Genomic DNA, 20718 nt, shown 5'->3' with positions numbered 1-20718 from the left:
GGCTCATGCCTCGAGGGTGACCCGGGTCGCCCCGGCGGGCCGCTCGGCGGTGCGACGGCGGAAGTCGGCCCGCAGCTCGTCGTCGAGGGCGACGTCGAGCGCGGTCCAGGCGAGCGCCACGGCGCCGTCGACGACGGCGTCGTCGGCCGCGGGGCTGATCGCGGCCACGGTGAAGTCCGGGTTGTGCGGTACGCCCTGCTCACCGAGGAACGCGATCATGGGGTGGATGCTGGGGACGACCTGCGACACGTTGCCCATGTCGGTGGAGCCGCCGCCGAGCGACGGGGCGCCCTCGACGGTGCGGCCCCGGTCGGTGAGATTGCGGTCCCACAGCGCGGCGAGCGTCTCGTCGGGGTTCATCGGCGCGTACGCGTGCTCGGTGGGCGCCCACGCCCAGGTGCACCCGGTCGCGACGGCGGCGCCCTCGAAGCAGGCGAGGACGCGCTTCTTCATGTCGCGCCAGACGTCCAGCTCGTAGGCGCGGATCTCGACCTGAACGGTGGCGCGGTCGGGAATGATGTTGGTGGCCTCGCCGCCGTGCGACACGAAGGCGTTGAGGTTCGTGTCGGTGGGCAGGTGCTGGCGGAGCAGGCCGATCGCGGTGAGGGCGAGGGTCGCGGCGGCGCCCGCGTTGACGCCCTGCTGCGGCGAGGCGGCGGCGTGCGCGGTGCGGCCGCCGAAGGTCACCTCGAAGCGGTCGACGGCGGTGGAGCGGAACGCGTTCGCGGGGCGGTCCTCGCCGGTCATGCCGTGGACCATCATCGACAGGTCGACGTCCTCCCAGGCGCCCTCGACGAGCAGGGAGACCTTGCCGCCGCCGTGCTCCTCGGCCGGCGTGCCGAGCAGCTTGACGCGCAGGCCCGCCGCGTCGGCCACCGGGGCGAGCGCGAGCGCGGCTCCGACCCCCGCGGCGGCGATCACGTTGTGCCCGCAGGCGTGGCCGATGCCGGGCAGCGCGTCGTACTCCGCGCAGATCGCCACGGTGAGGTCGCCGGTCCCGTAGACGGCCTCGATCGCCGTCTCCACCCCGTACGCGCCGACGTGGACGGCGAAGCCCGCGTCCCGCAGGACCTCCGCGACGCGCGCGGCCGCCCGGTGCTCCTGCCAGGAGAGCTCGGGGTCGGCGTGCAGGGCGTGGCTCAGGGCGAGGAGCTGGGAGCGGCGGCGGGCCACCTCGGCCTCGGCGCGGTCCTTGGTGTCCTTGGCCGCCGCGAGCGCTTCGGTGGTCCGGGAGATGGTGTTCGTCAAGGTCGGTCCTTCTCGCGTGGCTTCCGGTTGGCGTGCAGTGTGAGGTCTGCGCAGAGGTCCACCGGGCGAAGTGCCGATAAACTGCGCAAGTGAGTACGAGGGCGCAGGAAAATATGCTGGACCCCACGGATGAGCGCCTCATCCATGCGCTGCAGATCGAACCGAGGGCGAGCTGGACCGATCTGGCGCCGGTGGTGGGCGTGGACGCGGCGACGCTCGGCCGCAGGTGGAACCGGCTGCGCGACGAGGGCGTCGTCTGGGTCACCGGATTCCGGCCGCGCCGCCAGCTCGCGATGATCGAGATCGAGTGCGCGCCCGACCAGATCGACGCGACGGCGCGCGAGCTGGAGCAGGACCGCGCCGTGTGGGTGCTCGACTTCTGCTCGGGCGCGCGGGACCTGCTCGCGATCGTCTCCTTCGACGACCTGTCCGACCTGTCCGATTACGCGCTGCGGCGGCTCGGCGAGAAGGAGGGCCTGCGCGGCATGCGCACCCACCCCGTCAACGAGATCCTGGTCGACGCCGCCAACTGGCGGCTGCGCGCGCTCACTGCGGAGGAGGCGGCACGGGTGCGTCCGCCGCGGGGGCCGCGGGCCCGGGCGGCCCGGACCGTGCCCGACGACCTGCGGGAGGCGATCGAGGCCGAGGTGTGGCGCGACGGACGGGTCGCGGTCACGGCGATCGCCGAGCGGCACGGGTTCTCGCCGCAGCGGGTCGCGGACGCGCTGGCGACGCTGCGGCGCGGCGGTGAGCTGCTCTTCCGCACCGACCTGGCGCGCGAGGTGTCGGGCTGGCCGGTCTACACGTGGTACTTCGTCGAGGCGTCGGCGCGCACGATCGAGACGGTGCGCACCGCGCTCGGGACGGTGCCGGAGGTGCGGCTCGCGTTCACCTCGCCGAGCCGCTACAACCTGATCCTCGCGGTGTGGCTGCGCCGGCTCGCGGATGTGAACCGCTTCGAGATGGCCCTCGGCGCGGCCCTGCCGGACTCCCGCATCGCCGACCGTTCCGTGGTGCTCAGCATGCGCAAGCACATGGCGCAGATCATCGGTCCGGACACGCGGTCACGGGGGTACTCCGGGGACGTGTGACGGGCTCGGCGTGTGACGGGCTCAGCCCACGCGGGACCCGCGCGGGAGGGTCAGGGCGGCGAGGGCGCTCACCAGGGCGCCGGCCGCCACCATCAGCGCGGTGACGAAGACCGCGTGGGCCGACGCCGGGGCGCTCTGGTCGCCGGCCGAGGCCAGGTAGACGCTTCCGTAGACCGCGACGCCGAGGACCTGGGCGATCTGGGCGGTGGTGGTCATGACGCCGCTCGCGTCCGCGGCGTCGGCGGGCTCGACGCGGGCGAGGGCCACGGTGAGCAGCGGGCTGGTGACGTAGCCCATGCCGAGGCCGACGACGAGGTGCAGGAGGGGCAGGGCGGGGCCGCCGTCGCCGCCGGGCCGCATGGCGAGGCCGATGCCGAGGTGTCCGGCGGCCGCGGCCGCGCACCCGGTGGCGATCATCGTGCGGCGGAACCGCTCGGGCACCTTCTGCCAGGTCAGGCTCCCGGCGGCGACCCCGAGGGCGAGCGGCGCGAAGGTGAGTCCGGTGCGGGTCGCGGAGGCGCCGAGCCCGGACTGCAGATGCTGGGAGAAGGAGAAGAGGAAGCCCGAGTACCCGGCCATGGCGAAGAAGTTGGCGCAGGCCCCCGACGCGAGGCCGGGTGTCCGCAGGACCCGGCCGGGCAGCAGCGGGGCGCCGCCGCGACGGGCGACCACCCGCTCGACGAGGGCGAACAGGCCGAACGCGGGCACCGCGAGGACGAGCGAGGCCTGCGCCAACAGCGGCCATCCGCGCTCGTGGCCGAGGACCAGCGGCACGACCAGCAGGAGCAGCGCGGCGGTGAGGGTGATCAGGCCGGGAAGGTCCAGGCTCTTGGCGTGTTCTGGCCTGCCCTTGGGGAGCAGGCGCGGCGCGGCGAGCACGAGGGCGGCGCCGATCGGCACGTTGACGAGGAACACCGGGCGCCATCCCGCGCCGAACAGGTCCGCGCTCACCAGGAGGCCGCCGGCGAGCTGCCCGACCACGACGCCCAGGCCGATGACCGCCGCGTAGAGGCTGAGCGCGCGGGCGCGGGCGGCGCCCTGGAACCGGAGCTGGATCAGGCTGTAGATCTGCGGCATGAGCAGGGCCGCTCCGACGCCCTGGACGGCGCGGGCGCCGACGAGGACGGCGGCGCCGGGGGCGAGCCCGCAGACGAGCGAGGCGGCGGTGAAGGTGACGAGGCCGGTCAGGAACAGGGTGCGGAAGCCGTGGCGGGCGCCGAGCCGGGCGCCGGTGACGAGGAGGGCGGCGTAGGCGACGGTGTAGCCGGAGACGATCAGTTGCAGGGCTGAGCCGGTGGTGCCGAGGTCGGTGCGGATCGCGGGGGTGGCGACGTTGACGACGGTCGAGTCGAGCAGGGCCATGAAGACGGCGCCCAGCATGACGGTCAGCATGCGGCGGTCGCGCGGTGTGCCCGAGCGGGTGTCAGGTGTCGGTGCCTGTACGGGAGATGGGCCCGGGCCGGCCTGAAGTGCGGCTGGGGCGGGGGGAATCGGTGTGGTGCGGGTCCGTCGCATGAGGGTGACTCTCATGGCGGCCCGGTCCGGGGACCAGGCGTCCGGTGATCCTGGTACCCGGGGTATCTGGTTACCGTCGGGCGCGTCCCGCAGACTGGGGCCGTGACCTCCCTCGATCCCCGTACCGCGCCCGGCCCCGACACGGGTGGAGAGGCGCGGCGGCGCTCCGAGCTCGGCGCCTTCCTGAGGCGGCGCAGGGAGCGCGTCGGGCCGGCCGAGGTGGGCCTGCCCGAGGGGACGCGCCGCCGCACGCCCGGGCTGCGCCGCGAGGAGGTCGCCCAGCTGTCCGGCATCGGGGTCGCCTGGTACACGTGGCTGGAGCAGGGGCGGCGGATCAACCCGAGCGTCCAGGTGCTCGACGCGATCGCGAGGACACTGAAGCTCGACCGGACGGAGCGGGACCATCTGTACCGGCTCGCGGGCGTCCCGAGCGTGCCGCTCGACGCGCCCGCGACGGCACCCGGTCCGCCCGGGCAGCAGGCCATCCTCGACGCGCTGACCCCGCTCCCGGCGACGCTCGTGACGGCCCGCTACGACGTGCTGGCGTACAACGAGGCGTACGCGGCGCTCGATCCGGGCCTGACGCTGCTGCCGCCCGGGGACCGCAACGTGCTGTGGCATCTGTTCACGGCCGAGGAGCGGCTCCAGCCGCTGGTCGAGTGGGAGCGTGAAGTCTCCTTCATGGTGGCCCAGTTGAGGGCCGAGTTCGGCTATCGGATGCGGGACGCCGCGTGGACGGGGTTCGTGCGGCGGCTCTCGGAGGCGAGTCCGCGTTTCGCCGAGATGTGGGCCCGGCACGAGGTGGCCGCCCCGGCGGCCCGGGTCAAGTCGTTCTGGACCGTCGACGGGGAGCGGCTCGGTCTGCGGGCGACCGGGTTCGCGGCGACCGCCGACCCGGGCACCAGGATGTGGGTCTACACGCCCGAGGACGCGGACACCGAGCGGCTGCTCGGTGAACTCGTCGGCCGCCTCCGGTCGTCGGGCCCCGCGGCACTGCTGGAGCGGGGCGCGCGTTCCGGTGGCGGCCGGCAGGACGGGGCCGGCTGAGCTACTTGCCGGTGCCGGCCAGGTGGGCCGCCCACGGGTAGTAGACGTAGTCGAACGCCGCGGGCGCCCCGGTGATCCTGCTGCCGAGCCACACGTCGTTCGTGAGCTGGATGCCGGAGAACATCGGGGCCGTCTCGTCGTGCAGCTTCTTCTCCATCCGGACGACCAGTGCGGCGCGGGCGCCTTCGTCCTTCTCGGCGACCGCCTTGGCGTAGAGGTCGTCGATGCCGCTGTAGCCGGACTGGTTGAAGGAACCGCCGGAGACCGCGGTGATGCCGAGCCAGTCGAGCGGGTTCGGGATGTTCGGCCAGAACTGGGTGTACAGCAGGTCGGTGCCGCCGCGGGTCGCCGGGTCGTAGAGGTAGTTCGAGTAGCCGGTCGCGGGGACGACGTCGAGCTTGAACTTCAGGCCGATCTTGTCGGCCGCGTCCTTGATGCCGACGCCGAGCTGCTGAGTCTCCGCCTGCTGCGGCACGACGAGGCTGATCTGCTTCTTCCGCACATCGGCGGGGACGCCGGCGAGCAGCTTCTTGGCCTCGTCGATCCTCGGGGTGCCGTCGGTCTTCACGGAGTCGCCGTACTTGGTCAGCTCGTCCTTCGCGAACCCGTAGACGGCCTCGACGGTCTGGAGCGAGGCCGGGGTGCCCTCGCCGCCGTAGACCTGCTTGCCGATGCCCTTCCAGTCGATCGCCATCTGGAGCGCCTTGCGCACATCGGCGTTGCCCATCGCGCCCTTGGTGTTGGCGACGACGAGCGTGACGGCCAGCGGCGCGGGGCCGGAGTAGAGCTTGCCCGCGGACGAGGCGCGCAGCTGGGACAGGCCGGCCATCGGCGGTCCGTACGTGCCGTCGATCTGGCCCGACAGGAGGCCGGAGGTGATCGCGGAGTCGTCGGTCAGGAAGGTGAAGTCGATGTTCTCGACCTTCAGCGGCAGCTTCTTGTTCCAGTAGCCGTCGTAGCGGCTCGCGGTGATCGACTGTCCGCGCGTCCACTTGGCGAACTTGTAGGGGCCGGTGCACATGAGGCCGACGCCCGGGGTACCGACCTTCTTGCCGTGCTTCTCGTAGAACTTCTTCTGGACGACGACACCGCCGTAGCTCGCCAGTTCGTCGTTGAAGAGGTAGTCGGGCTGCTTGAGCTTCACGGTCACCTCGGCGGCGCCGGTCTTCTCGATCGACGCGACGTTGCGGTACAGGTAGCCGTAGAAGCTCGCCTTGTCCGTCATGTTGTGGTTCATGCTCCACACGACGTCGTCGGCGGTCATCGGCGAGCCGTCCCAGAAGGTGACGCCGTCGCGCAGCTTGTAGACCCAGGTCTTCGGGTCGGGGTTGGTGAACGAGGTGGCGAGATTGGGCTTGATCTTGAAGTCGGGGGTCTGGGCGAGCAGGGTCTCGCACATGTTCGAGTTGATCATGTTCGGCGTGTAGTCGGCCGCCTGGAAGGGGTCTACGGTCTGCGGCTCGCCCTGGAAGACGTTCCAGGTGATCTTGTCGACCGAGCCCTTGCCGGCCGGCGTGTAGGTCGTGAGCGCGTCGGAGGAACCGGTCGCCCCGCCGTCGGAGGTGCCGTCTGTGGAGCCGGAACCGGAGCAGCCGGCGAGGAGCAGGCCGGTGGCGGTGACGGCGGCGAGCGCCGATGCCCGTCTGCGCGAAAGGGGTGAGTACATGGTGGGGCTCCTGGTCAGTGTCGGGCGGTGAGGGCTTCGGGGTCCCAGCCGCTGTGCGGGACGCTGTCGCGCAGCAGCCGGGTGTAGGGGTCCTGCGGGTTGTCGAGGACGTCGGCTGTCGGGCCCTGCTCGACGACGGCGCCGTTCCGCATGACGATCGTGTCGTCGGTGACCTGGCGGATGACGGCGAGATCGTGGCTGATGAACAGGTAGCTCACGCCACGCTTGCGTCGGATGTCCGTGAGGAGGTTGAGGATCTGGGCCTGGATCGAGACGTCCAGGGCGGAGACGGCCTCGTCGAGGATGAGGACGTCCGGGTCGGCGGCGAGCGCGCGGGCGATGGCGACGCGCTGGCGCTGGCCGCCGGAGAGCGAGCGCGGCAGCGCGGCGAGCTGCCGGTCGTCGAGTCCGACGAGTTCGGCGAGTTCGCTCACCCGCTCCCGGGTCCCGTCCCGGCCGAGCCGGGCGTGCACGCCGACGACCTCGGCGAGACACTCGCCGACGCGCTGGCGCCGGTCGAGCGAGGTGTACGGGTCCTGGAAGACGATCTGGATGTCCCGGCCCCGCTCGCGGCGGCTGCGGGCCGAGCGCGGCGGGTGGGTGCGGTCCTCGCCGCGGAAGGTGATGCGGCCGCCGGAGGGCCGCTCCAGGCCGATGACCATGCGGGCCGTGGTCGTCTTGCCGGAGCCGGACTCGCCGACGATGCCGAGGGATCCGCCGGCGGCGAGGGTGAAGCTGACGTCGGCGACCGCGGTGGCCTCGGCCCGGCCCCGGCCGAACGTCTTGGTCAGGTGCTCGACCACGAGCAGCGGTTCGGTCATCGCGGGGACTCCTCGTTCGTGGCGGCGCCGACGGGCTCCGCCTGCACCAGCCGGCCGCGCAGGCCCGGCATGCGGACGCAGCGGGTCTGCGCCGCGTCGATCCGCAGCAGGGGCGGCACCCCGGCCCGGCACGCGTCCTCGGCGAAGTGACAGCGCGGGGCGAACGCGCAGCCGTCCGGGGCCTCGTAGGCGGTGGTGGGGTGGCCGGCGATCGCGGGCAGCCGCTCGACGCGGCGGCCGATCTCGGGCCGGGCCTGCACCAGCGCGGCGGTGTAGGGGTGGAGCGGGTCCTCGTGCAGACGCGCCGACTTCTGGCGCTCCATGACCTGACCCGCGTAGAGCACGATCGTCTCGTCGCAGACGGCGCCCGCGAGCTCCAGGTCGTGCGTGATGAAGAGCATCGCCATGCCGTACTCGCGCTGCATGCGCCGCAGGATCGAGATGACCTCGGCCTGGGTGGTGACGTCGAGCGCGGTCGTCGGCTCGTCGGCAAGAATGAGCCGGGGGCGTGCCGCGACGGCGGCGGCGATCATGACGCGCTGCAGCAGGCCGCCGGAGAGCTCGTGCGGGAACTGCCGCAGCCGGCGCTCCGGGTCCCCGATGCCGACCTCGGCGAGCAGTTCCTGCGCGCGCCTGAGGGCGGCGGGCTTCGGCATCCGGTCGTTGATGCGCAGGGCCTCGGTGAGGAAGTCGCCGATGGTGCGCACCGGATTGGTGTGCGCCCGCGCGTCCTGGAAGATCATCGCGACGTCCTTGGCCCGGTAGGACCGCAGGGCCTCGGCGCGCAGGCCGAACACCCCGGCGCCGTCGAAGCGGACGCCGCCGCGGACCCGGGCGCCTTCGGGAAGCAGGCGCGCGACGGTGCGCACCGTCATGGACTTGCCGGAGCCGGACTCGCCGACGAGGCCGAGCGTGCTTCCGCGGTCGAGGGAGAACGAGACGTCGCGCAGCACGGTGCGGGGCTCGCCCGCGACCGGCAACTCGACGGTGAGGTCCTCGACTTCGAGCAGTGCGTTCACGAGCGGGCCTCCCAGCGCTCCGTGAGCCGGTCGCCGAGCATGTTGACGGCGCCGACGGTGACGACGATGAGCGCGCTGGCGAACAGCGCCTCCTGCGGGTGCTGTTGCAGCACTCCGGCCATGCCGGTACCGACCATCGCGCCCCAGTCCGAGGTCGGCGGCTGCACCCCGAGGCCGATGAAGGAGAGCCCCGCGAGGTCCATGAGGGCGAAGCCGAAGGCGAGGGTGGCGTTGGCGACGATCAGGCCGCCCACGTTGGGCAGGATGTGCCCGAGCGCGATCCGCAGCCCGTGCACGCCCTGGACCTGGAGCGCCGCGATGTAGGGCAGGTTGCGTTCGCGCAGCGCCGCGCTGCGCACGATCCGTGCGATGTACGGGACGTAGGCGACGGACAGGGCGACGACGGCGGCCGGCAGGCCGGAGCCGAACAGGGCGGTCGCGAGGATGGCGAGCAGCAGTCCGGGGAAGGCGAACACGGCGTCGACGACCCGCACCACCATCTGGTCGAACCAGCCGCCGAACCACACGGCGGCGAGCGCGAGGACCGTGCCGAGCAGCGTCGAGATCAGCACGACGAGGAACGGTCCGATCAGCGCGGTCCGGGAGCCGTGGACGAGTCGGGAGAGGATGTCGCGGCCGCTCGCGTCGGTGCCGAGCAGGTGCGCGCCGCTCGAACCCTGGTAGGCGCCGGACAGGTCGACGGCGTTCGGGGCGTGCGGGGAGACGAGCGGTGCGAGCAGCGCGCCGCACACGACGACGCCGAGGAGGACGGCCGCGACCCGGCCGGAGACTCCGATCCCGCCCGTGCGGCGGGCCAGGCGCCGTTCGGCCCGGCGGGCTCCGATGCGGCGTACCGCCGCTGTTGCGCTCATGAGTCCTTCTTCCCGATCGACACGCGCGGGTCGAGCAGTGTGTAGGCGATGTCGATGAGGGTGTTCAGCACGATGAAGGCGGCGACGTACATCAGGCAGATGGCCTGGACGACGGGGAAGTCCTTCTGCTGGACCGAGCCGACGAGGAACTGGCCGAGCCCGCCGAGCTGGAAGACCTGTTCCACGACGACGCTTCCGGCGATCAGGCCCGCGACGGTGAGTCCTGCGACGGTGAGCACGGGCATCGCGGCGTTGCGCATCACGTGCCGGCGGACGACGGCGCCGCGCGGCAGTCCGCGGCTGATCGCCGTCTGCACGTGGTCGGCGGACAGTTCGGCGCGGACGGCGGTCTGGGCGAGCCGGGCGACGAAGGCGACGGACGCGAGCGCGAGCGCGGACGACGGCAGCACCATGTGGTAGACCGCGTCGAGGCCCGAGGTGCCCGACCCGAACACCGGGAACCACTCCAGCTGGACGGCGAACACGACGATCAGCACGACCGCTCCGACGAAGGTCGGCACCGCCATGACGCCCGTCGCGGCGGCCATGGCCGACCGGGACACCCAGCCGGGCCTCAGGCCGGCCAGCGTGCCGATCGCCAGGCCGAGGACGAGGACGATGGCCGCGGCCATCAGGACGAGCAGGGTCGTCGCCGAGGCGCGTCCGCCGACGAGGGACGACACGGGCTGGTTGTAGATGATCGAGGTGCCGAAGTCGCCGTGCGCCACGCCTCCCAGCCACCTCAGGTACTGCTCCCCCACGGAGTCGTCGAGGTGGTACTCGGCCTTGATCGCCGCGATCGCCTCGGGGCTCATGGTGCGGCCGTGCGTGAGATATGTGAGCGGGCTGCCGGGCGCGGCGTAGAGCGCGCCGAAGACGACCAGGCTCGCGATGAACAGGGTCACCACCAGACCGGCGACGCGCACGGCGACGAACCGCGCGATCGCCCCGCCGGGCCGCTTCCTCGCCTTCACCTGCCCCGAGGGCAGGGGCGCCGACGTGATCGCTTCACTCATCGGTTCACCTCCGGCTGTACGTGATGGACGGCGCGGCCGCCCACGACCGTGCGCAGCACCCGCGTGTCGAGGAGTTCCTCGAGCGGCCGGGCGAAGATGTCCCGGTCGAGGACGATGAAGTCGGCGTAGAGGCCCTCGGCGAGCCGGCCGTGCAGGTGCTCGGAGCGGCTGGCCCAGGCGGCGTCGCGGGTGGCGTGCACGATCGCGTCGGCGAGCGGCAGCGCGTAGTGGGCGAGGTTCGCGGGCAGCAAGGGGTCGAGGGCCGAGCGCCGGGTCGCCGCGATGAACATGTTGGGCAGCGGCGCGTGCGGCGAGGTCGGGGAGTCGGTGCCGAGCACAAGGGTGGCGCCGGCCTCGGTCATCTCGGGCCAGGGGAAGCCGCGTTCGACGCGTTCGTCGCCGAGCACGCGCCGCCAGTTCTCCTGGATGGCCGGGTCGGCGTGCACGGGCTGCATGCTCGCGGTGATGCCGAGGGCCGCGAGGCGCTCGATGTCCGCGGCGTCGACGACCTCCAGGTGTTCGATGCGGTGGCGGCGCTGCTTGGGGCCGTTGACGGCGACGGCGTGCTCGACGGCGCCGATCGCGACGCGGATCGCCTCGTCGCCGATGGCGTGCATCGCGACCTGGAGTCCGGCGGCGTCGGCGGCTGCCACGACCGGGGCGAGTTCGGCGAGGCTCCAGACCGGGTCGGCGTTGGTGCCGTCCACGTAGGGCTTGCCGAGGGACGCGGTGCAGCCGTCGACGGTGCCGTCGACCATGACCTTGATGCCGGTCACGCGCAGGAAAGGGGTGGCGTGCTGGTCGGCGAGTTCGGCGGCGCGGGCGACCTGGGCGAGGTTCGAGTCCTCGTCGCCGGTGGGCTGGACGCGCCAGAACGCGCCGATGCGGGTGGTCAGGGTGCCCGCGGCGTCGGCGCGGCGCATCGCCGCGTGGTCGTCCTCGCCGAGTGCCATCTCGGTCGAGCCGACGACCCCGGACTCGGCGTAGGCCGCCAGGGCGACCGCCAGGGCCTCGTCGCGGTCGGCGTCGGTGGTGAAGCCGTCGAGCACGGGCCACACGAGGTGGTGCATCGCGGTCTCGTCGACCAGGCCGGTGGCCGCGCCGTGCTCGTCGCGGTGGACGGTGCCGCCGGGCGGTGCGGTGGTGGCGGCGTCGATGCCGGTCTCGGCGAGGGCCGCGGTGTTGAGCCAGATGGAGTGGAAGTCGTAGGCCTGCGCGTACACGGGCCGGTCGGCGACGACGGCGTCGAGCATGCCGCGCTCGGGGTGGCCGCCGGGTATGTCGGCGTGCTTCCAGCCGGTGGCCAGGACGCGGGGCGCGTCAGGGTGTTCCTTCGCCCAGACGCCTATGCGCCGCTGGATCTCCTCTACGGAGTGCGCGCCCCACAGGTCGACCTGGGCCGCCGCTTCTCCGGTGCCGACGACGTGCGCGTGGCCGTCGACGAAGCCGGGGAGCACGGTCGAGCCGCCGAGGTCGTGGACCCGGGCGCCGGGTCCGGCCACGCGGGCCGCGGTGGCCTCGTCGCCCACGTAGGCGAGCCGGTCGCCCACCACGACGAGGGACTCGGCCCAGGTGCGCCGGTCGGCGGTGAAGACGCGGGCGTCGCGGTAGAGGTGGACGGGCTCGGTGGCCGCGTCGCCGCTGTCGTTGTCGTTGCTCATCGGGTTCCTCAGAACTGGTCGAGACCCTCGCGGGCCGCGGTGTCGGGGGTGCCGGCCCGGTGCTGGAGGGCGAAGCCGGGAAGGTCGAGGGAGGCGGTGAGGAGGGTGCTCCACTGCTCGTGGCCGGGCCGGGACCCGTCGGCGCGCACGCACACCACGGCGTCGGCGCCGTCTCCGCCGCAGAAGGCGGCCGCGCGTTCGGGTGCGGGGCGGCCGGTCATGGCGGCACGCACGGCGCGGGCGTGGTCGTACCTCTCGGCCGACACCGACTCCGGAATGCTGGCGTCGCCGTCGGCGAGTGCGGGGTCGAGGAAGTGGTTGGTGTGGAGGAGCCAGCCGTCCGCGCCGGGCCGCACCACGGCGGTGCCGGCGGGCGACATCTCGAGGGACGCCGCTTCGGAGCGCCCGTCCCGGTGGCTCACGACGGTCAGCACCGTGGAGGCGCTCAGGCGGGCGGAGGCGGCGATGTCGTGGGCCTCCGTCACTGTCGTCGCCTCTTCGAGGACGCGGCGGGCGACGGCGTGGACGGGTACGCCGCCGGTGGTGTCGTCGGAGCGGTGCCTGAGGATGTTGAAGTGCAGGCCGAGGCCGGCGTCGTTCACGCCGATCTTCGCGGCGGCGCCGAACTCGGTGAACAGCTTCACCCGGCGTCCGGACCCGGTCACGAGCGACAGCAGGAGTCCGTCCGGGGTCAGTGTGTCGTGCCAGTCCCAGGTCTGGATGGTCTCGGGCGGCCCGCCGGCGGGCGGGGTGTGCACGGCGGTCGTGCACTCACCCTTCCCCGGGGGCGCCGCGGCGAGCACCTCGGTCCGCGCGCCGACCGCGGCCACGTGCCAGGTCTCGACGCCCGCCGCCTCGGCGACGGCGTCGGACTCCTCGGCCAGCGCCGGGCACCAGGCGCGCAGGGCGTCGTGGCTGCGGGCGACGATGTCGCGGACGGTCGGTTCCGGGATGCCGAGCAGGGTGAAATGAGCCAGGTAGCGGGCGCTGACGTCCCGGACCCGGTCCCCGTGGTGCGCACCGATCTCACGCCCCCGTTCACGGGGGTCGGAGGTGGTCGTGCGGAGTGTGTGCAGCTTCATCGTGTCGCTCTTCGACCTTTGCTTGTGAGGCCAGTCACAGTGAGAAGTGGGCGACACGCTAAGTGGGTAAAACGTTTAATACAACGGTGTTGCTCATGTCGCTTTCCGGCCACTTCACGAGCGGGAAAGCACGGGACCCCGGAGGCCGCCGTGGCTCGATCGAAGGGCGTCACCATCCGTGACGTGGCCCAGCGTGCGGGGGTGTCCGTCGCCGCCGTCTCGATGGCGCTCAACGGTACGGGGACGCTCAGCGCGGCGACGCGGCTGCGCGTGCGGGCCGTCGCCGAGGAGATGGACTACGAGGCGGACGCCCTCGCGCGCGGCCTGCGCCGTTCGTCGGTCGGGGCGATCGGGCTCGTCATGCGCTCGCTGGACGCGCTGGGCGAGTACGCGCCGCGCGGCGTCGACGTGTTCACGCGCTACATCGGCGCCGTCTCGGCGCAGGCGATGGACCGCGGGCTCAGCGTCATGCTCGTACCGGACCTGACGAAGCGTCCGACCCCGCCGATGGCCCTGTCGCTCGACGGCTACATCGTGACGATGCCTCACATGGACGATCCGGTGGTGGCGCTGCTCGAACGGCGCGGGATCCCGTACGTGACGCTGGGCCGCGACCCGGGCCGCCCCGACTTCACCGACTGGGCCACCGAGGACGACGGCGCGAGCTTCCGGCGGATCTACGAGCACTTCGCCGCGGCCGGCGCCCGGTCGGTCGCCCTGCTGCGCGGCACCGACCCGAACGCGTGGAACATCGACAGCGAGGCGACGTACCGCGACTGGTGCGGGCGGGCCGGGATCACGCCCCGCGTCTACAGGTCGGCGGAGCGCGCCGGCGAGGAGGGCGGCGAGCGCGTGGCGCACACGATCGTGGACGACGGGGTGCCGGACGCGGTCCTGTGCCACACGGGCCGTCAGGCGGCGGGCGTCCTCGCCGGCCTCACCTCGCGCGGCGTCGCGGTGCCCGACCGCACGCTGCTCGCCGCGGCCTCCGACTCGGAACACACCCGGCACAGCCGCCCGGCCATCTCGGCGGTCGAACTCCACGCGGACGAGACGACGTTGGCCCTCCTCGACCTGCTCCAGGCGCGCATCGCGGGTGAGCCGAGCGCGGGTCCGGTGCTGACGACGGGGCGGTTCCGCGTGCGTGCGTCGTCACGGCGCGCCCCTGCTCAGTCCTGACCTTCGGGGCTCAGCCGGCCGGGTCGAGGAGGTGCGGCCCGTTGTTGCGGACGCTGTTGACGGCCATCGAGACCGGGCGGGCGTCGAGCCGTCCGCCGCCTGGCTGCGTGAGCAGGGCGCGCAGGTCGTCGGTGTCCTGGTGGTGGGGGTCGAGCCAGGTGTCGTAGTGGTCGGGGGTGAGGGCGAGGGGCATGCGCGGGTGGACGCGGCCGGCCTCGTCCGTCGCCTCGGTGGTGAGGATGGTGCAGCTCATCAGCCAGGCGCCGGGATCGTCGTCGTCCTTCACGTCCGGGTCGCGCCAGTACTCGTAGAGGCCGGCCATCGCCATGACCTGGTCGTTGGCGGGGTGGATGAAGTACGGCTGCTTGCGGACCTTGCCGGTCGCCTCGTCCTTGACCGGGTCCCATTCGTAGAAGCCGTCGGCGGGCAGCAGGCAGCGGCGCTTGGCGAAGGCGCGCCGGTAGGCGGGCTTCTCGTGCACCGTCTCCACTCGCGCGTTGATCATCCGCGCCCCGGCCTTGGGGTCCTTCGCCCAGGAGGGCACCAGGCCCCAGCGCAGGGCGCGCAGTTCGCGGCGCACCCGGTCACCGTCGTCGCGGGCGGGCCGTTCCAGGACGGCGTACACGGGGTCGGTCGGGGCGACGTTCCAGCTCGGTGCCAGTTCCTCCTCGGGGCGCCATTCGGTCACGTCGAAGAGCCCGGCGAGGTCCTTCGGATTACGGGTCGATGCGTAGCGGCCGCACATACCGCCACTGTGCCACTCCGGCGGGCCCGCGGCGCGGGATCCGGGCCGCGGCCCGGAGAACGGCCGTCAGTCCTCGGCGTCGTCGTAGGTGTCGCGGGCGGCCCGCACCTCGTCCATGTGCGCCTCGGCCCAGCCCTTGATCGCTGCCATGACGGGCAGCAACGAGCGGCCGAGCGGGGTCAGTTCGTAGGTGACGCGGACCGGCACGGCGGGGGTCACGGTCCGTGTCACGAGGCCGTCGCGTTCCAGGTGGCGCAGGGTCTGCGTGAGCATCTTCTGGCTGATGCTCGCCAGTGTGCGCTGCAGGTCGCTGTAGCGGCGGGGCCCGTCGGCCAGCGCGGTGACGGCGAGGCTCACCCACTTGTCGGCGATGCGGTCCAGCAGCTGCCGGGCGGGGCACTCGGCGAGATAGGCGTCGTACGCGGCGCTCGCCTCGGCCCGGCGGTGGGCTGCGGTGCGGGTGGGCATGGCTCTCCTTCCGGTGCCGTACGCACCTTGAAGTGCGTACTTCCCGTCGGAGAGTAGCGGTCCCTACGGTGTGCCGCATGAACGCTGAAGAGCAGACGCGGGCCGTGGTGGCCGAGGGGTACGGCGGTGTCGACGTGCTGCGGGAGGTGACGGTTCCCGTGCCGGAGCCGGGGCCCGGGCAGGTGCGGATCCGGGTCGAGGCGGCGACCGTGAACCCGGTCGACCTGGCCACCCGCTCCGGCGCGCTCGTCGAGGCCGGACTGATGGCGGCCCGCGCGCGGACGGGCCTCGGCTGGGACGTCGCGGGCGTGGTCGACCGGATCGGCGCGGGCGTGAGGGCGTTCGAGACCGGGCAGCGGGTGATCGGGCTGCGCGATCTGCTCGATGTGTCGCTGGGTGCCTATGCCGGTCACCTGGTCCTGGACGCCGGCGCGGTCGCGCCCGCTCCGCCCGGTGTCGACGCGGTGGCCGCGGCGACGCTGCCGCTGAACGGCCTCACCGCGCTCCAGGCGCTGAATCTGCTCGGTCTCTCGGCGGGCGACACCCTGCTCGTGACGGGGGCCGCGGGGGCCGTGGGCGGCTTCGCCGTCGAACTGGCGGCACGGCGTGGTCTGCGGGTCGTCGCCCAGGCAGGCGCCACCGACGAGGAGTTCGTCCGCGGGGCCGGTGCCGAGTGGACCGTCGACCGCGCCGCCGAGGACCTCGCGACCGAGGTGCGGCGCCTGGTGCCGGGCGGTGTCGACGCGGCGCTCGACGCGGCGGGGTCCGGTGTCCGCGCCCACGCCGCCGTCCGTACCGGGGGCGCTCATGTCACCGTGGTGGGCGGGGCGGTGCCGCTGCCGCTGCGCGGGATCCGGGTGCACCGGCAGTGGATCAGCGCCGACGGGGCGGCGCTGGCCGAACTCGCCGCCCTGAAGCTGACGTTGCGGGTCGCCGACGTCCTCCCGCTGGAGCGGGCGGCCGAGGCGCACCGTCGGGTCGCTGAGGGCGGGCTGCGCGGGCGGCTGGTGCTGGTGCCGAGCCCCGGGGCGGCCTGAGCCCCGTACGGGAGCCGCCCCGTACGGGAGCCGCCCCGTCCGCTACGCCCGCAGGGTCTCGGACGGAGACTCGCCGAACTGCCGCCGGTAGGCGAGCGAGAAGCGGCCGGGGTGCAGGAAGCCCCAGCGGGACGCGACGGCCGTGACGGTCGTCGCGCCCGGGTCGGCGGTCAGGAGCTCCTTGCGGACCCGGTCCAGGCGGACCTCGCGCAGATACGCGAGCGGCGTCGTGTCGAGGTGCCGGCGGAAGCCTTCCTGGAGGGCGCGCACGCCGACGCCGACGCATTCCGCGATCTCGGCGACGGTGAGCGGCTCGGCCGCGTGCCCCTCGATGACGTCCATCGCGCGGCGCACCGCGGGCGGGGCGACGCGCGGCTGCTCCCCGAGCAGCGCGGGCGTGTAGGTATGGGGCTGGGCCATCAACAGCTGGGTCATGAGCAGGGATTCGAGCTGCTGGGTCACGACGGGCCGGCTCGTCATGCCGTCGGGCCGCTCCACCTCGCGGCGCAGGAGATCGACGATGTTGAGCCAGGAGCGGGAGTCGGGCGCGGTGAGGTCCATGCCGAGCGAGAAGCGGACCGGGCGGCGCACGGCGCGGCCGAGGAGACTGCCCAGGTGCAATTCCAGCGATGACCGGTCGAACCACACGATCAGCTGTGGATTGCCCGCACCCCAGCGCATGTCCAGCTTTCCGGCCGGAGACGGGACAGAAGCGAGTTCCGGGGAGGAAACGATCTCTTCGCGACCGCAAGTGATCTTGGCGTGGCCCGCGAGCGGGATCTGGACGAGGAAGAAACTCTCCAGGTCACCGGGCGTGATCCGGACCTCGGTCCCGTAGTCCAGGTAGTACAGGCCGGTCCGGTCGAGGGGCGCGGCGTGCAGGCGGGCGTCGAGCGTCGCCGAGCGCTGCGTGATGTGGAGTTCGTGCGGGCAGAAGGCGCGGCCGACCTCGGCCCGCGCCTCCCATATGTCCGCCGTGTGGAACCGCCGGCGGTTCGCGAGGGGTAGCTGTTCACCGTGCATGCGGACCTCCACCGCCGAGCTGCGCGATCAGGACAGTGATCCGCGCGATCCGGATAGCAAAGATGATCTTTGCATACCAGGATTGACCCCCGGCCGCCGCGGCCCCGAGAAGCGACCAGGGATTCGACGACGCAGGGAGTGCCGGGCACCGCACGGCACACCGTCCCTCACGCACGAACCGATCCCCGGAGTTCCCCCATGCGCAAGATCACCATCGTCGGAGCCGGCCAGGCCGGTCTCCAGCTCGGCATCGGCCTGCTCGGCCACGGCTACGACGTCACCCTCGTGTCCAACCGCACCGGCGACCAGATCCGCGAGGGCCGGGTGATGTCCAGTCAGGCCATGTTCGGCACCGCGCTGGCCCACGAGCGCGCCCTCGGCCTGGACTTCTGGGGCGACGCCTGCCCGCCGATCGCCGGGCTCGGCGTGAACATCGCCGACGGCCAGGGCGGCCGCGCCCTCGCCTTCGACGCCCGTCTCGACGCCACCGCCCGCTCGGTCGACCAGCGGGTCAAGATGCCGATCTGGATGGGCGAGTTCGCGCGCCGCGGCGGACGTCTGGTCATCCACGAGGCCGGCGTCGAGGACCTGGAGCGGTACGCCGCCGAGTCCGACCTCGTGGTCGTCGCAGCCGGCAAGGGCGACATCGCGGGGCTGTTCGAGCGGGACGCCGAGCGCTCCCCGTACGACGCTCCGCAGCGCGCGCTGGCCCTGGCGTACGTCACCGGCATGACGCCGCTGCCGCACCGCACCGGCGTCAGCTTCAACGTCGTCCCCGGCCTGGGCGAGTACTTCACCATGCCCAGCCTCACCACCAGCGGCCCCTGCGACATCATGTTCTTCGAGGGCGTCCCGGGCGGCCCGCTCGACCGCTTCGACGGACTGACCCCCGACGAGCAGCTGGCGACGTTCCAGGAGCTGCTGCGCACGTACGTCCCGTGGGAGGCCGAGCGCTGCGCCGATCTCGCACTCACCGACCAGAACGGCACCCTCGCGGGCCGCTTCGCGCCGACCGTGCGCAAGCCCGTCGCGACGCTGCCCTCGGGCGCGCGGGTGCTCGGCCTCGCCGATGTCGTCGTCCTCAACGACCCCATCACCGGCCAGGGTTCCAACAACGCCTCGAAGTGCGCGGCCGCCTACCTCGCCGCCGTCCTCGACCATGGCGATCGCCCCTACGACGCCGCGTTCATGGAGCTGGCCTTCGGCCGCTTCTGGGACAACGCGCGGTCCGCCACGGCGTGGACCAACGCGATGCTCGGCGCGCCGCCGCAGCACGTCCTGGAGCTGTTCGGCGCGGCGAGCGCCGACTCGCGGATCGCCGCCCGCTTCGTGAACGGCTTCGACGACCCGCGCGACTTCTTCCACTGGTTCATGGACCCGGTCGCCGCGAAGAACTACCTGGCCGAGGTCAGCGCCTGAGGCTCCCTCGGGAACAGCACGTCAGCGGCACACGGGTAAGCAGCGAGAGCGGAACAGCAGGACCATGAGAAAGATCGCGGTGATCGGCGCCGGGCAGGCGGGTGCCCAACTCGCCCTGGGACTCCAGGCACACGGCTACGACGTCACCCTGGTCACCGACCGCGGCCCCGACGAGATACGTCGCGGCCCGGTCATGTCCAGTCAGTGCATGTTCGACACCGCACTGCAGACCGAGCGCGAACTCGGTCTGCACCACTGGGAGGGCCCGGCACCGGACATCACCGGCATCGCGCTCTCCCTCGTCGGTCCGCACGGCGCTCCGGAGATCGCGTGGCGGGCGCCACTGGAGGCGCCCGCCCGCTCGGTCGACCAGCGGGTCAAGTGTGCCGCCTGGCTGGAGCGGTTCGCGGAGGGCGGCCTCGGCGAGATCGTGCTGCACGAGGCGGGCGTCGCCGACCTCGAGTGGTACGCCCGCACACACGATCTCGTCGTGGTCTCCACGGGCAAGGCGGAGCTGAGCCACCTCTTCCCGCGCAACGCCGAACTCTCCCCCTACGACCGGCCGCGCCGCGCGCTGGCGCTGACGTACGTCACGGGCACGGCGCCGCGGGAGGAGGCCGAGGGGGAGTCCGCCGTCCACTACCGCATGGTCCCCGGCGTCGGCGAGTACTTCTCCTTCCCCGCGCTCACCACCACCGGCCCCTGCGAGATCATGGTCTTCGAGGGCGTCCCCGGTGGCCCGATGGACTGCTGGGACGACATCGTCACCCCCGAGGCCCACCTCGCGCGGTCGCTGGAGGTCCTGCACCGGTTCTTCCCCGACGAGTACGAGCGCTGCCGGCACGCCCGGCTGACCGACCGCGGCGGCGTGCTGCGCGGCCGGGTCACCCCGACCGTGCGGCATCCCGTCGCCCGTCTCGCCTCCGGCCGGCACGTCCTCGGCATGGCCGACGCCGTCGTCCTCAACGACCCCATCACCGGCCAGGGTTCGAACAACGCGGCCCAGGCCGCGGCCCACTACCTCGACAGCATCCTGCGCCACGGCGACGCCGCGTTCACTCCGCAGTGGATGCAGCGCACCTTCGACACCTTCTGGCGCGGCTGGGCACAGTGGGCCGTCGGCTGGACCAACTCCCTGCTGACCGACCTGCGGCCGCACCACCGCGAACTCCTCTCCGCGGCGGCCGAGATCCCCGCGGTCGCCGCCGCCCTCGCCGCGGGTTTCGACGATCCGCGCACGCTGTACCGCTGGTGGTTCGAGGAGGCCGAGGCGCACCGCTTCCTCGCCGAGAAGCGCGACCGGCACGCCGCCCGCTTCGACAGCCGCGAACTGCGCCGCGCGCTGGGCCAGTACGCGACCGGGGTGACGGTCGTGACGGCCCGCGCGCCCGACGGCCGCGCCGTCGGCATGACCGCGAACTCGTTCACCTCGGTCTCCCTGGACCCGCCCCTGGTGCTGTGGTGCCCCGGCAAGAACGCCCCGAGCCTGCCGGACTTCACCGACGCCTCGCACTTCGCCGTCCACGTCCTGGCCGCCGACCAGCACCACCTCTCCCGCCAGTTCGCCACCCCGGCCGAGGACAAGTTCCAGGGCGTCCCGACCACTCCCGGCATCGCGGGCACTCCCCTGCTGGACGGGACCGTCGCCCGCTTCCAGTGCCGCACCGTGCAGCGCCTGGACGCCGGCGACCACATCATCTTCCTCGGCGAGGTGGAGCAGTACGAGTCCGGTGGCGGCGCCCCTCTGGTGTTCCACTCGGGGTACTACCACGTGGCGACGAAGCATCCGGAGCTGTGAGCGGGCCCCCT

Annotated in this window: 18 protein-coding genes; 6 read left to right on the top strand and 12 right to left on the bottom strand. The window is 72.9% G+C overall.

The window, feature by feature from the left end; translation table 11 throughout:
* Window positions 1-3 precede the first annotated feature (3 nt).
* Window positions 4-1248, bottom strand: a complete 1245-nt coding sequence (locus tag IAG42_RS31210; protein ID WP_188340297.1) for an amidohydrolase — start codon at window positions 1246-1248, stop codon at window positions 4-6.
* 113 nt (window positions 1249-1361) lie between these two features.
* Here IAG42_RS31210 and IAG42_RS31205 point away from each other — a divergent pair, with 113 nt between their 5' ends.
* Window positions 1362-2339, top strand: coding sequence for an Lrp/AsnC family transcriptional regulator (locus tag IAG42_RS31205; protein WP_188340296.1), 978 nt, complete (start codon window positions 1362-1364; stop codon window positions 2337-2339).
* A gap of 21 nt (window positions 2340-2360) precedes the next feature.
* Here the strand turns inward: IAG42_RS31205 and IAG42_RS31200 are convergent, their stop codons facing one another.
* Window positions 2361-3719 carry an MFS transporter gene (locus tag IAG42_RS31200; protein ID WP_223206221.1) on the bottom strand — a complete coding sequence of 453 codons (1359 nt, stop codon included), beginning with the start codon at window positions 3717-3719 and terminating at the stop codon, window positions 2361-2363.
* Window positions 3720-3956: 237 nt separating this feature from the next.
* On the opposite strand from IAG42_RS31200, the gene IAG42_RS31195 reads away from it, so the two are divergent.
* Window positions 3957-4901, top strand: coding sequence for a helix-turn-helix transcriptional regulator (locus tag IAG42_RS31195; RefSeq protein WP_188340295.1), 945 nt, complete (start codon window positions 3957-3959; stop codon window positions 4899-4901).
* Between the two features lies 1 nt (window position 4902).
* Here IAG42_RS31195 and IAG42_RS31190 read toward each other — a convergent pair whose 3' ends face one another.
* Genes IAG42_RS31190 through IAG42_RS31160 form a run of 7 tightly spaced genes read right to left on the bottom strand, consistent with a single transcriptional unit; the run spans window position 4903 to window position 13038 of the window.
* Window positions 4903-6567: an ABC transporter substrate-binding protein gene (locus IAG42_RS31190; protein WP_188340294.1), complete on the bottom strand. Its 1665-nt coding sequence runs from the start codon at window positions 6565-6567 to the stop codon at window positions 4903-4905.
* Window positions 6568-6581: 14 nt separating this feature from the next.
* Window positions 6582-7388, bottom strand: coding sequence for an ABC transporter ATP-binding protein (locus IAG42_RS31185; protein ID WP_188340293.1), 807 nt, complete (start codon window positions 7386-7388; stop codon window positions 6582-6584).
* Complete coding sequence (locus tag IAG42_RS31180) at window positions 7385-8407, bottom strand: ABC transporter ATP-binding protein (RefSeq protein WP_188340292.1); 1023 nt, start codon at window positions 8405-8407, stop codon at window positions 7385-7387. Before IAG42_RS31180 ends, IAG42_RS31185 begins: the two co-directional genes overlap by 4 nt.
* The gene (locus IAG42_RS31175; RefSeq protein ID WP_188340291.1) at window positions 8404-9279 is read right to left on the bottom strand and encodes an ABC transporter permease; all 876 of its coding nucleotides are present in this window, start codon (window positions 9277-9279) and stop codon (window positions 8404-8406) included. Before IAG42_RS31175 ends, IAG42_RS31180 begins: the two co-directional genes overlap by 4 nt.
* The gene (locus tag IAG42_RS31170) at window positions 9276-10295 is read right to left on the bottom strand and encodes an ABC transporter permease (RefSeq protein ID WP_188340290.1); all 1020 of its coding nucleotides are present in this window, start codon (window positions 10293-10295) and stop codon (window positions 9276-9278) included. Before IAG42_RS31170 ends, IAG42_RS31175 begins: the two co-directional genes overlap by 4 nt.
* Window positions 10292-11956 carry an amidohydrolase gene (locus tag IAG42_RS31165; RefSeq protein WP_188340289.1) on the bottom strand — a complete coding sequence of 555 codons (1665 nt, stop codon included), beginning with the start codon at window positions 11954-11956 and terminating at the stop codon, window positions 10292-10294. Before IAG42_RS31165 ends, IAG42_RS31170 begins: the two co-directional genes overlap by 4 nt.
* Window positions 11957-11964: 8 nt before the next feature.
* Window positions 11965-13038, bottom strand: a complete 1074-nt coding sequence (locus IAG42_RS31160; RefSeq protein WP_188340288.1) for a C45 family autoproteolytic acyltransferase/hydolase — start codon at window positions 13036-13038, stop codon at window positions 11965-11967.
* Window positions 13039-13188: 150 nt separating this feature from the next.
* On the opposite strand from IAG42_RS31160, the gene IAG42_RS31155 reads away from it, so the two are divergent.
* Window positions 13189-14217, top strand: coding sequence for a LacI family DNA-binding transcriptional regulator (locus IAG42_RS31155; RefSeq protein WP_188340287.1), 1029 nt, complete (start codon window positions 13189-13191; stop codon window positions 14215-14217).
* 10 nt (window positions 14218-14227) lie between these two features.
* On the opposite strand, the gene IAG42_RS31150 is transcribed toward IAG42_RS31155, so the two are convergent.
* On the bottom strand, window positions 14228-14962 hold the full coding sequence (locus IAG42_RS31150; protein ID WP_188340286.1) for an SOS response-associated peptidase: 735 nt from the start codon (window positions 14960-14962) through the stop codon (window positions 14228-14230).
* Between the two features lie 66 nt (window positions 14963-15028).
* The gene (locus IAG42_RS31145; protein ID WP_188340285.1) at window positions 15029-15430 is read right to left on the bottom strand and encodes a winged helix-turn-helix transcriptional regulator; all 402 of its coding nucleotides are present in this window, start codon (window positions 15428-15430) and stop codon (window positions 15029-15031) included.
* A gap of 77 nt (window positions 15431-15507) precedes the next feature.
* Between IAG42_RS31145 and IAG42_RS31140 the strand changes: the two genes are divergently transcribed.
* Complete coding sequence (locus tag IAG42_RS31140) at window positions 15508-16467, top strand: NADP-dependent oxidoreductase (RefSeq protein ID WP_188340284.1); 960 nt, start codon at window positions 15508-15510, stop codon at window positions 16465-16467.
* 42 nt (window positions 16468-16509) lie between these two features.
* Here IAG42_RS31140 and IAG42_RS31135 read toward each other — a convergent pair whose 3' ends face one another.
* Entirely contained in the window at window positions 16510-17490 is a 981-nt protein-coding gene (locus tag IAG42_RS31135) for an AraC family transcriptional regulator (protein WP_188340283.1), read from the bottom strand.
* Between the two features lie 198 nt (window positions 17491-17688).
* Here IAG42_RS31135 and IAG42_RS31130 point away from each other — a divergent pair, with 198 nt between their 5' ends.
* On the top strand, window positions 17689-18909 hold the full coding sequence (locus tag IAG42_RS31130; RefSeq protein WP_188340282.1) for a styrene monooxygenase/indole monooxygenase family protein: 1221 nt from the start codon (window positions 17689-17691) through the stop codon (window positions 18907-18909).
* Window positions 18910-18973: 64 nt separating this feature from the next.
* Window positions 18974-20707 carry a styrene monooxygenase/indole monooxygenase family protein gene (locus IAG42_RS31125; RefSeq protein ID WP_188340281.1) on the top strand — a complete coding sequence of 578 codons (1734 nt, stop codon included), beginning with the start codon at window positions 18974-18976 and terminating at the stop codon, window positions 20705-20707.
* Window positions 20708-20718: the final 11 nt, after the last annotated feature.

Source organism: Streptomyces xanthii (genome assembly GCF_014621695.1).
GTDB classification, from domain to species: domain Bacteria; phylum Actinomycetota; class Actinomycetes; order Streptomycetales; family Streptomycetaceae; genus Streptomyces; species Streptomyces xanthii.
The sequence above is the reverse complement of the archived record's forward strand: the minus strand, read 5'-3'. Positions and strand labels throughout refer to the sequence as shown.

What these genes read in the sequence shown, in the direction of transcription:
- IAG42_RS31160 (WP_188340288.1), bottom strand. Translation starts at nt 13,038, where the DNA reads ATGAAGCTGCACACACTCCGCACGACCACCTCCGACCCCCGTGAACGG.
- IAG42_RS31185 (WP_188340293.1), bottom strand. Translation starts at nt 7,388, where the DNA reads ATGACCGAACCGCTGCTCGTGGTCGAGCACCTGACCAAGACGTTCGGC.
- IAG42_RS31175 (WP_188340291.1), bottom strand. Translation starts at nt 9,279, where the DNA reads ATGAGCGCAACAGCGGCGGTACGCCGCATCGGAGCCCGCCGGGCCGAA.
- IAG42_RS31190 (WP_188340294.1), bottom strand. Translation starts at nt 6,567, where the DNA reads ATGTACTCACCCCTTTCGCGCAGACGGGCATCGGCGCTCGCCGCCGTC.
- IAG42_RS31145 (WP_188340285.1), bottom strand. Translation starts at nt 15,430, where the DNA reads ATGCCCACCCGCACCGCAGCCCACCGCCGGGCCGAGGCGAGCGCCGCG.
- IAG42_RS31170 (WP_188340290.1), bottom strand. Translation starts at nt 10,295, where the DNA reads ATGAGTGAAGCGATCACGTCGGCGCCCCTGCCCTCGGGGCAGGTGAAG.
- IAG42_RS31150 (WP_188340286.1), bottom strand. Translation starts at nt 14,962, where the DNA reads ATGTGCGGCCGCTACGCATCGACCCGTAATCCGAAGGACCTCGCCGGG.
- IAG42_RS31125 (WP_188340281.1), top strand. Translation starts at nt 18,974, where the DNA reads ATGAGAAAGATCGCGGTGATCGGCGCCGGGCAGGCGGGTGCCCAACTC.
- IAG42_RS31165 (WP_188340289.1), bottom strand. Translation starts at nt 11,956, where the DNA reads ATGAGCAACGACAACGACAGCGGCGACGCGGCCACCGAGCCCGTCCAC.
- IAG42_RS31135 (WP_188340283.1), bottom strand. Translation starts at nt 17,490, where the DNA reads ATGCACGGTGAACAGCTACCCCTCGCGAACCGCCGGCGGTTCCACACG.
- IAG42_RS31130 (WP_188340282.1), top strand. Translation starts at nt 17,689, where the DNA reads ATGCGCAAGATCACCATCGTCGGAGCCGGCCAGGCCGGTCTCCAGCTC.
- IAG42_RS31200 (WP_223206221.1), bottom strand. Translation starts at nt 3,719, where the DNA reads ATGCTGGGCGCCGTCTTCATGGCCCTGCTCGACTCGACCGTCGTCAAC.
- IAG42_RS31205 (WP_188340296.1), top strand. Translation starts at nt 1,362, where the DNA reads ATGCTGGACCCCACGGATGAGCGCCTCATCCATGCGCTGCAGATCGAA.
- IAG42_RS31140 (WP_188340284.1), top strand. Translation starts at nt 15,508, where the DNA reads ATGAACGCTGAAGAGCAGACGCGGGCCGTGGTGGCCGAGGGGTACGGC.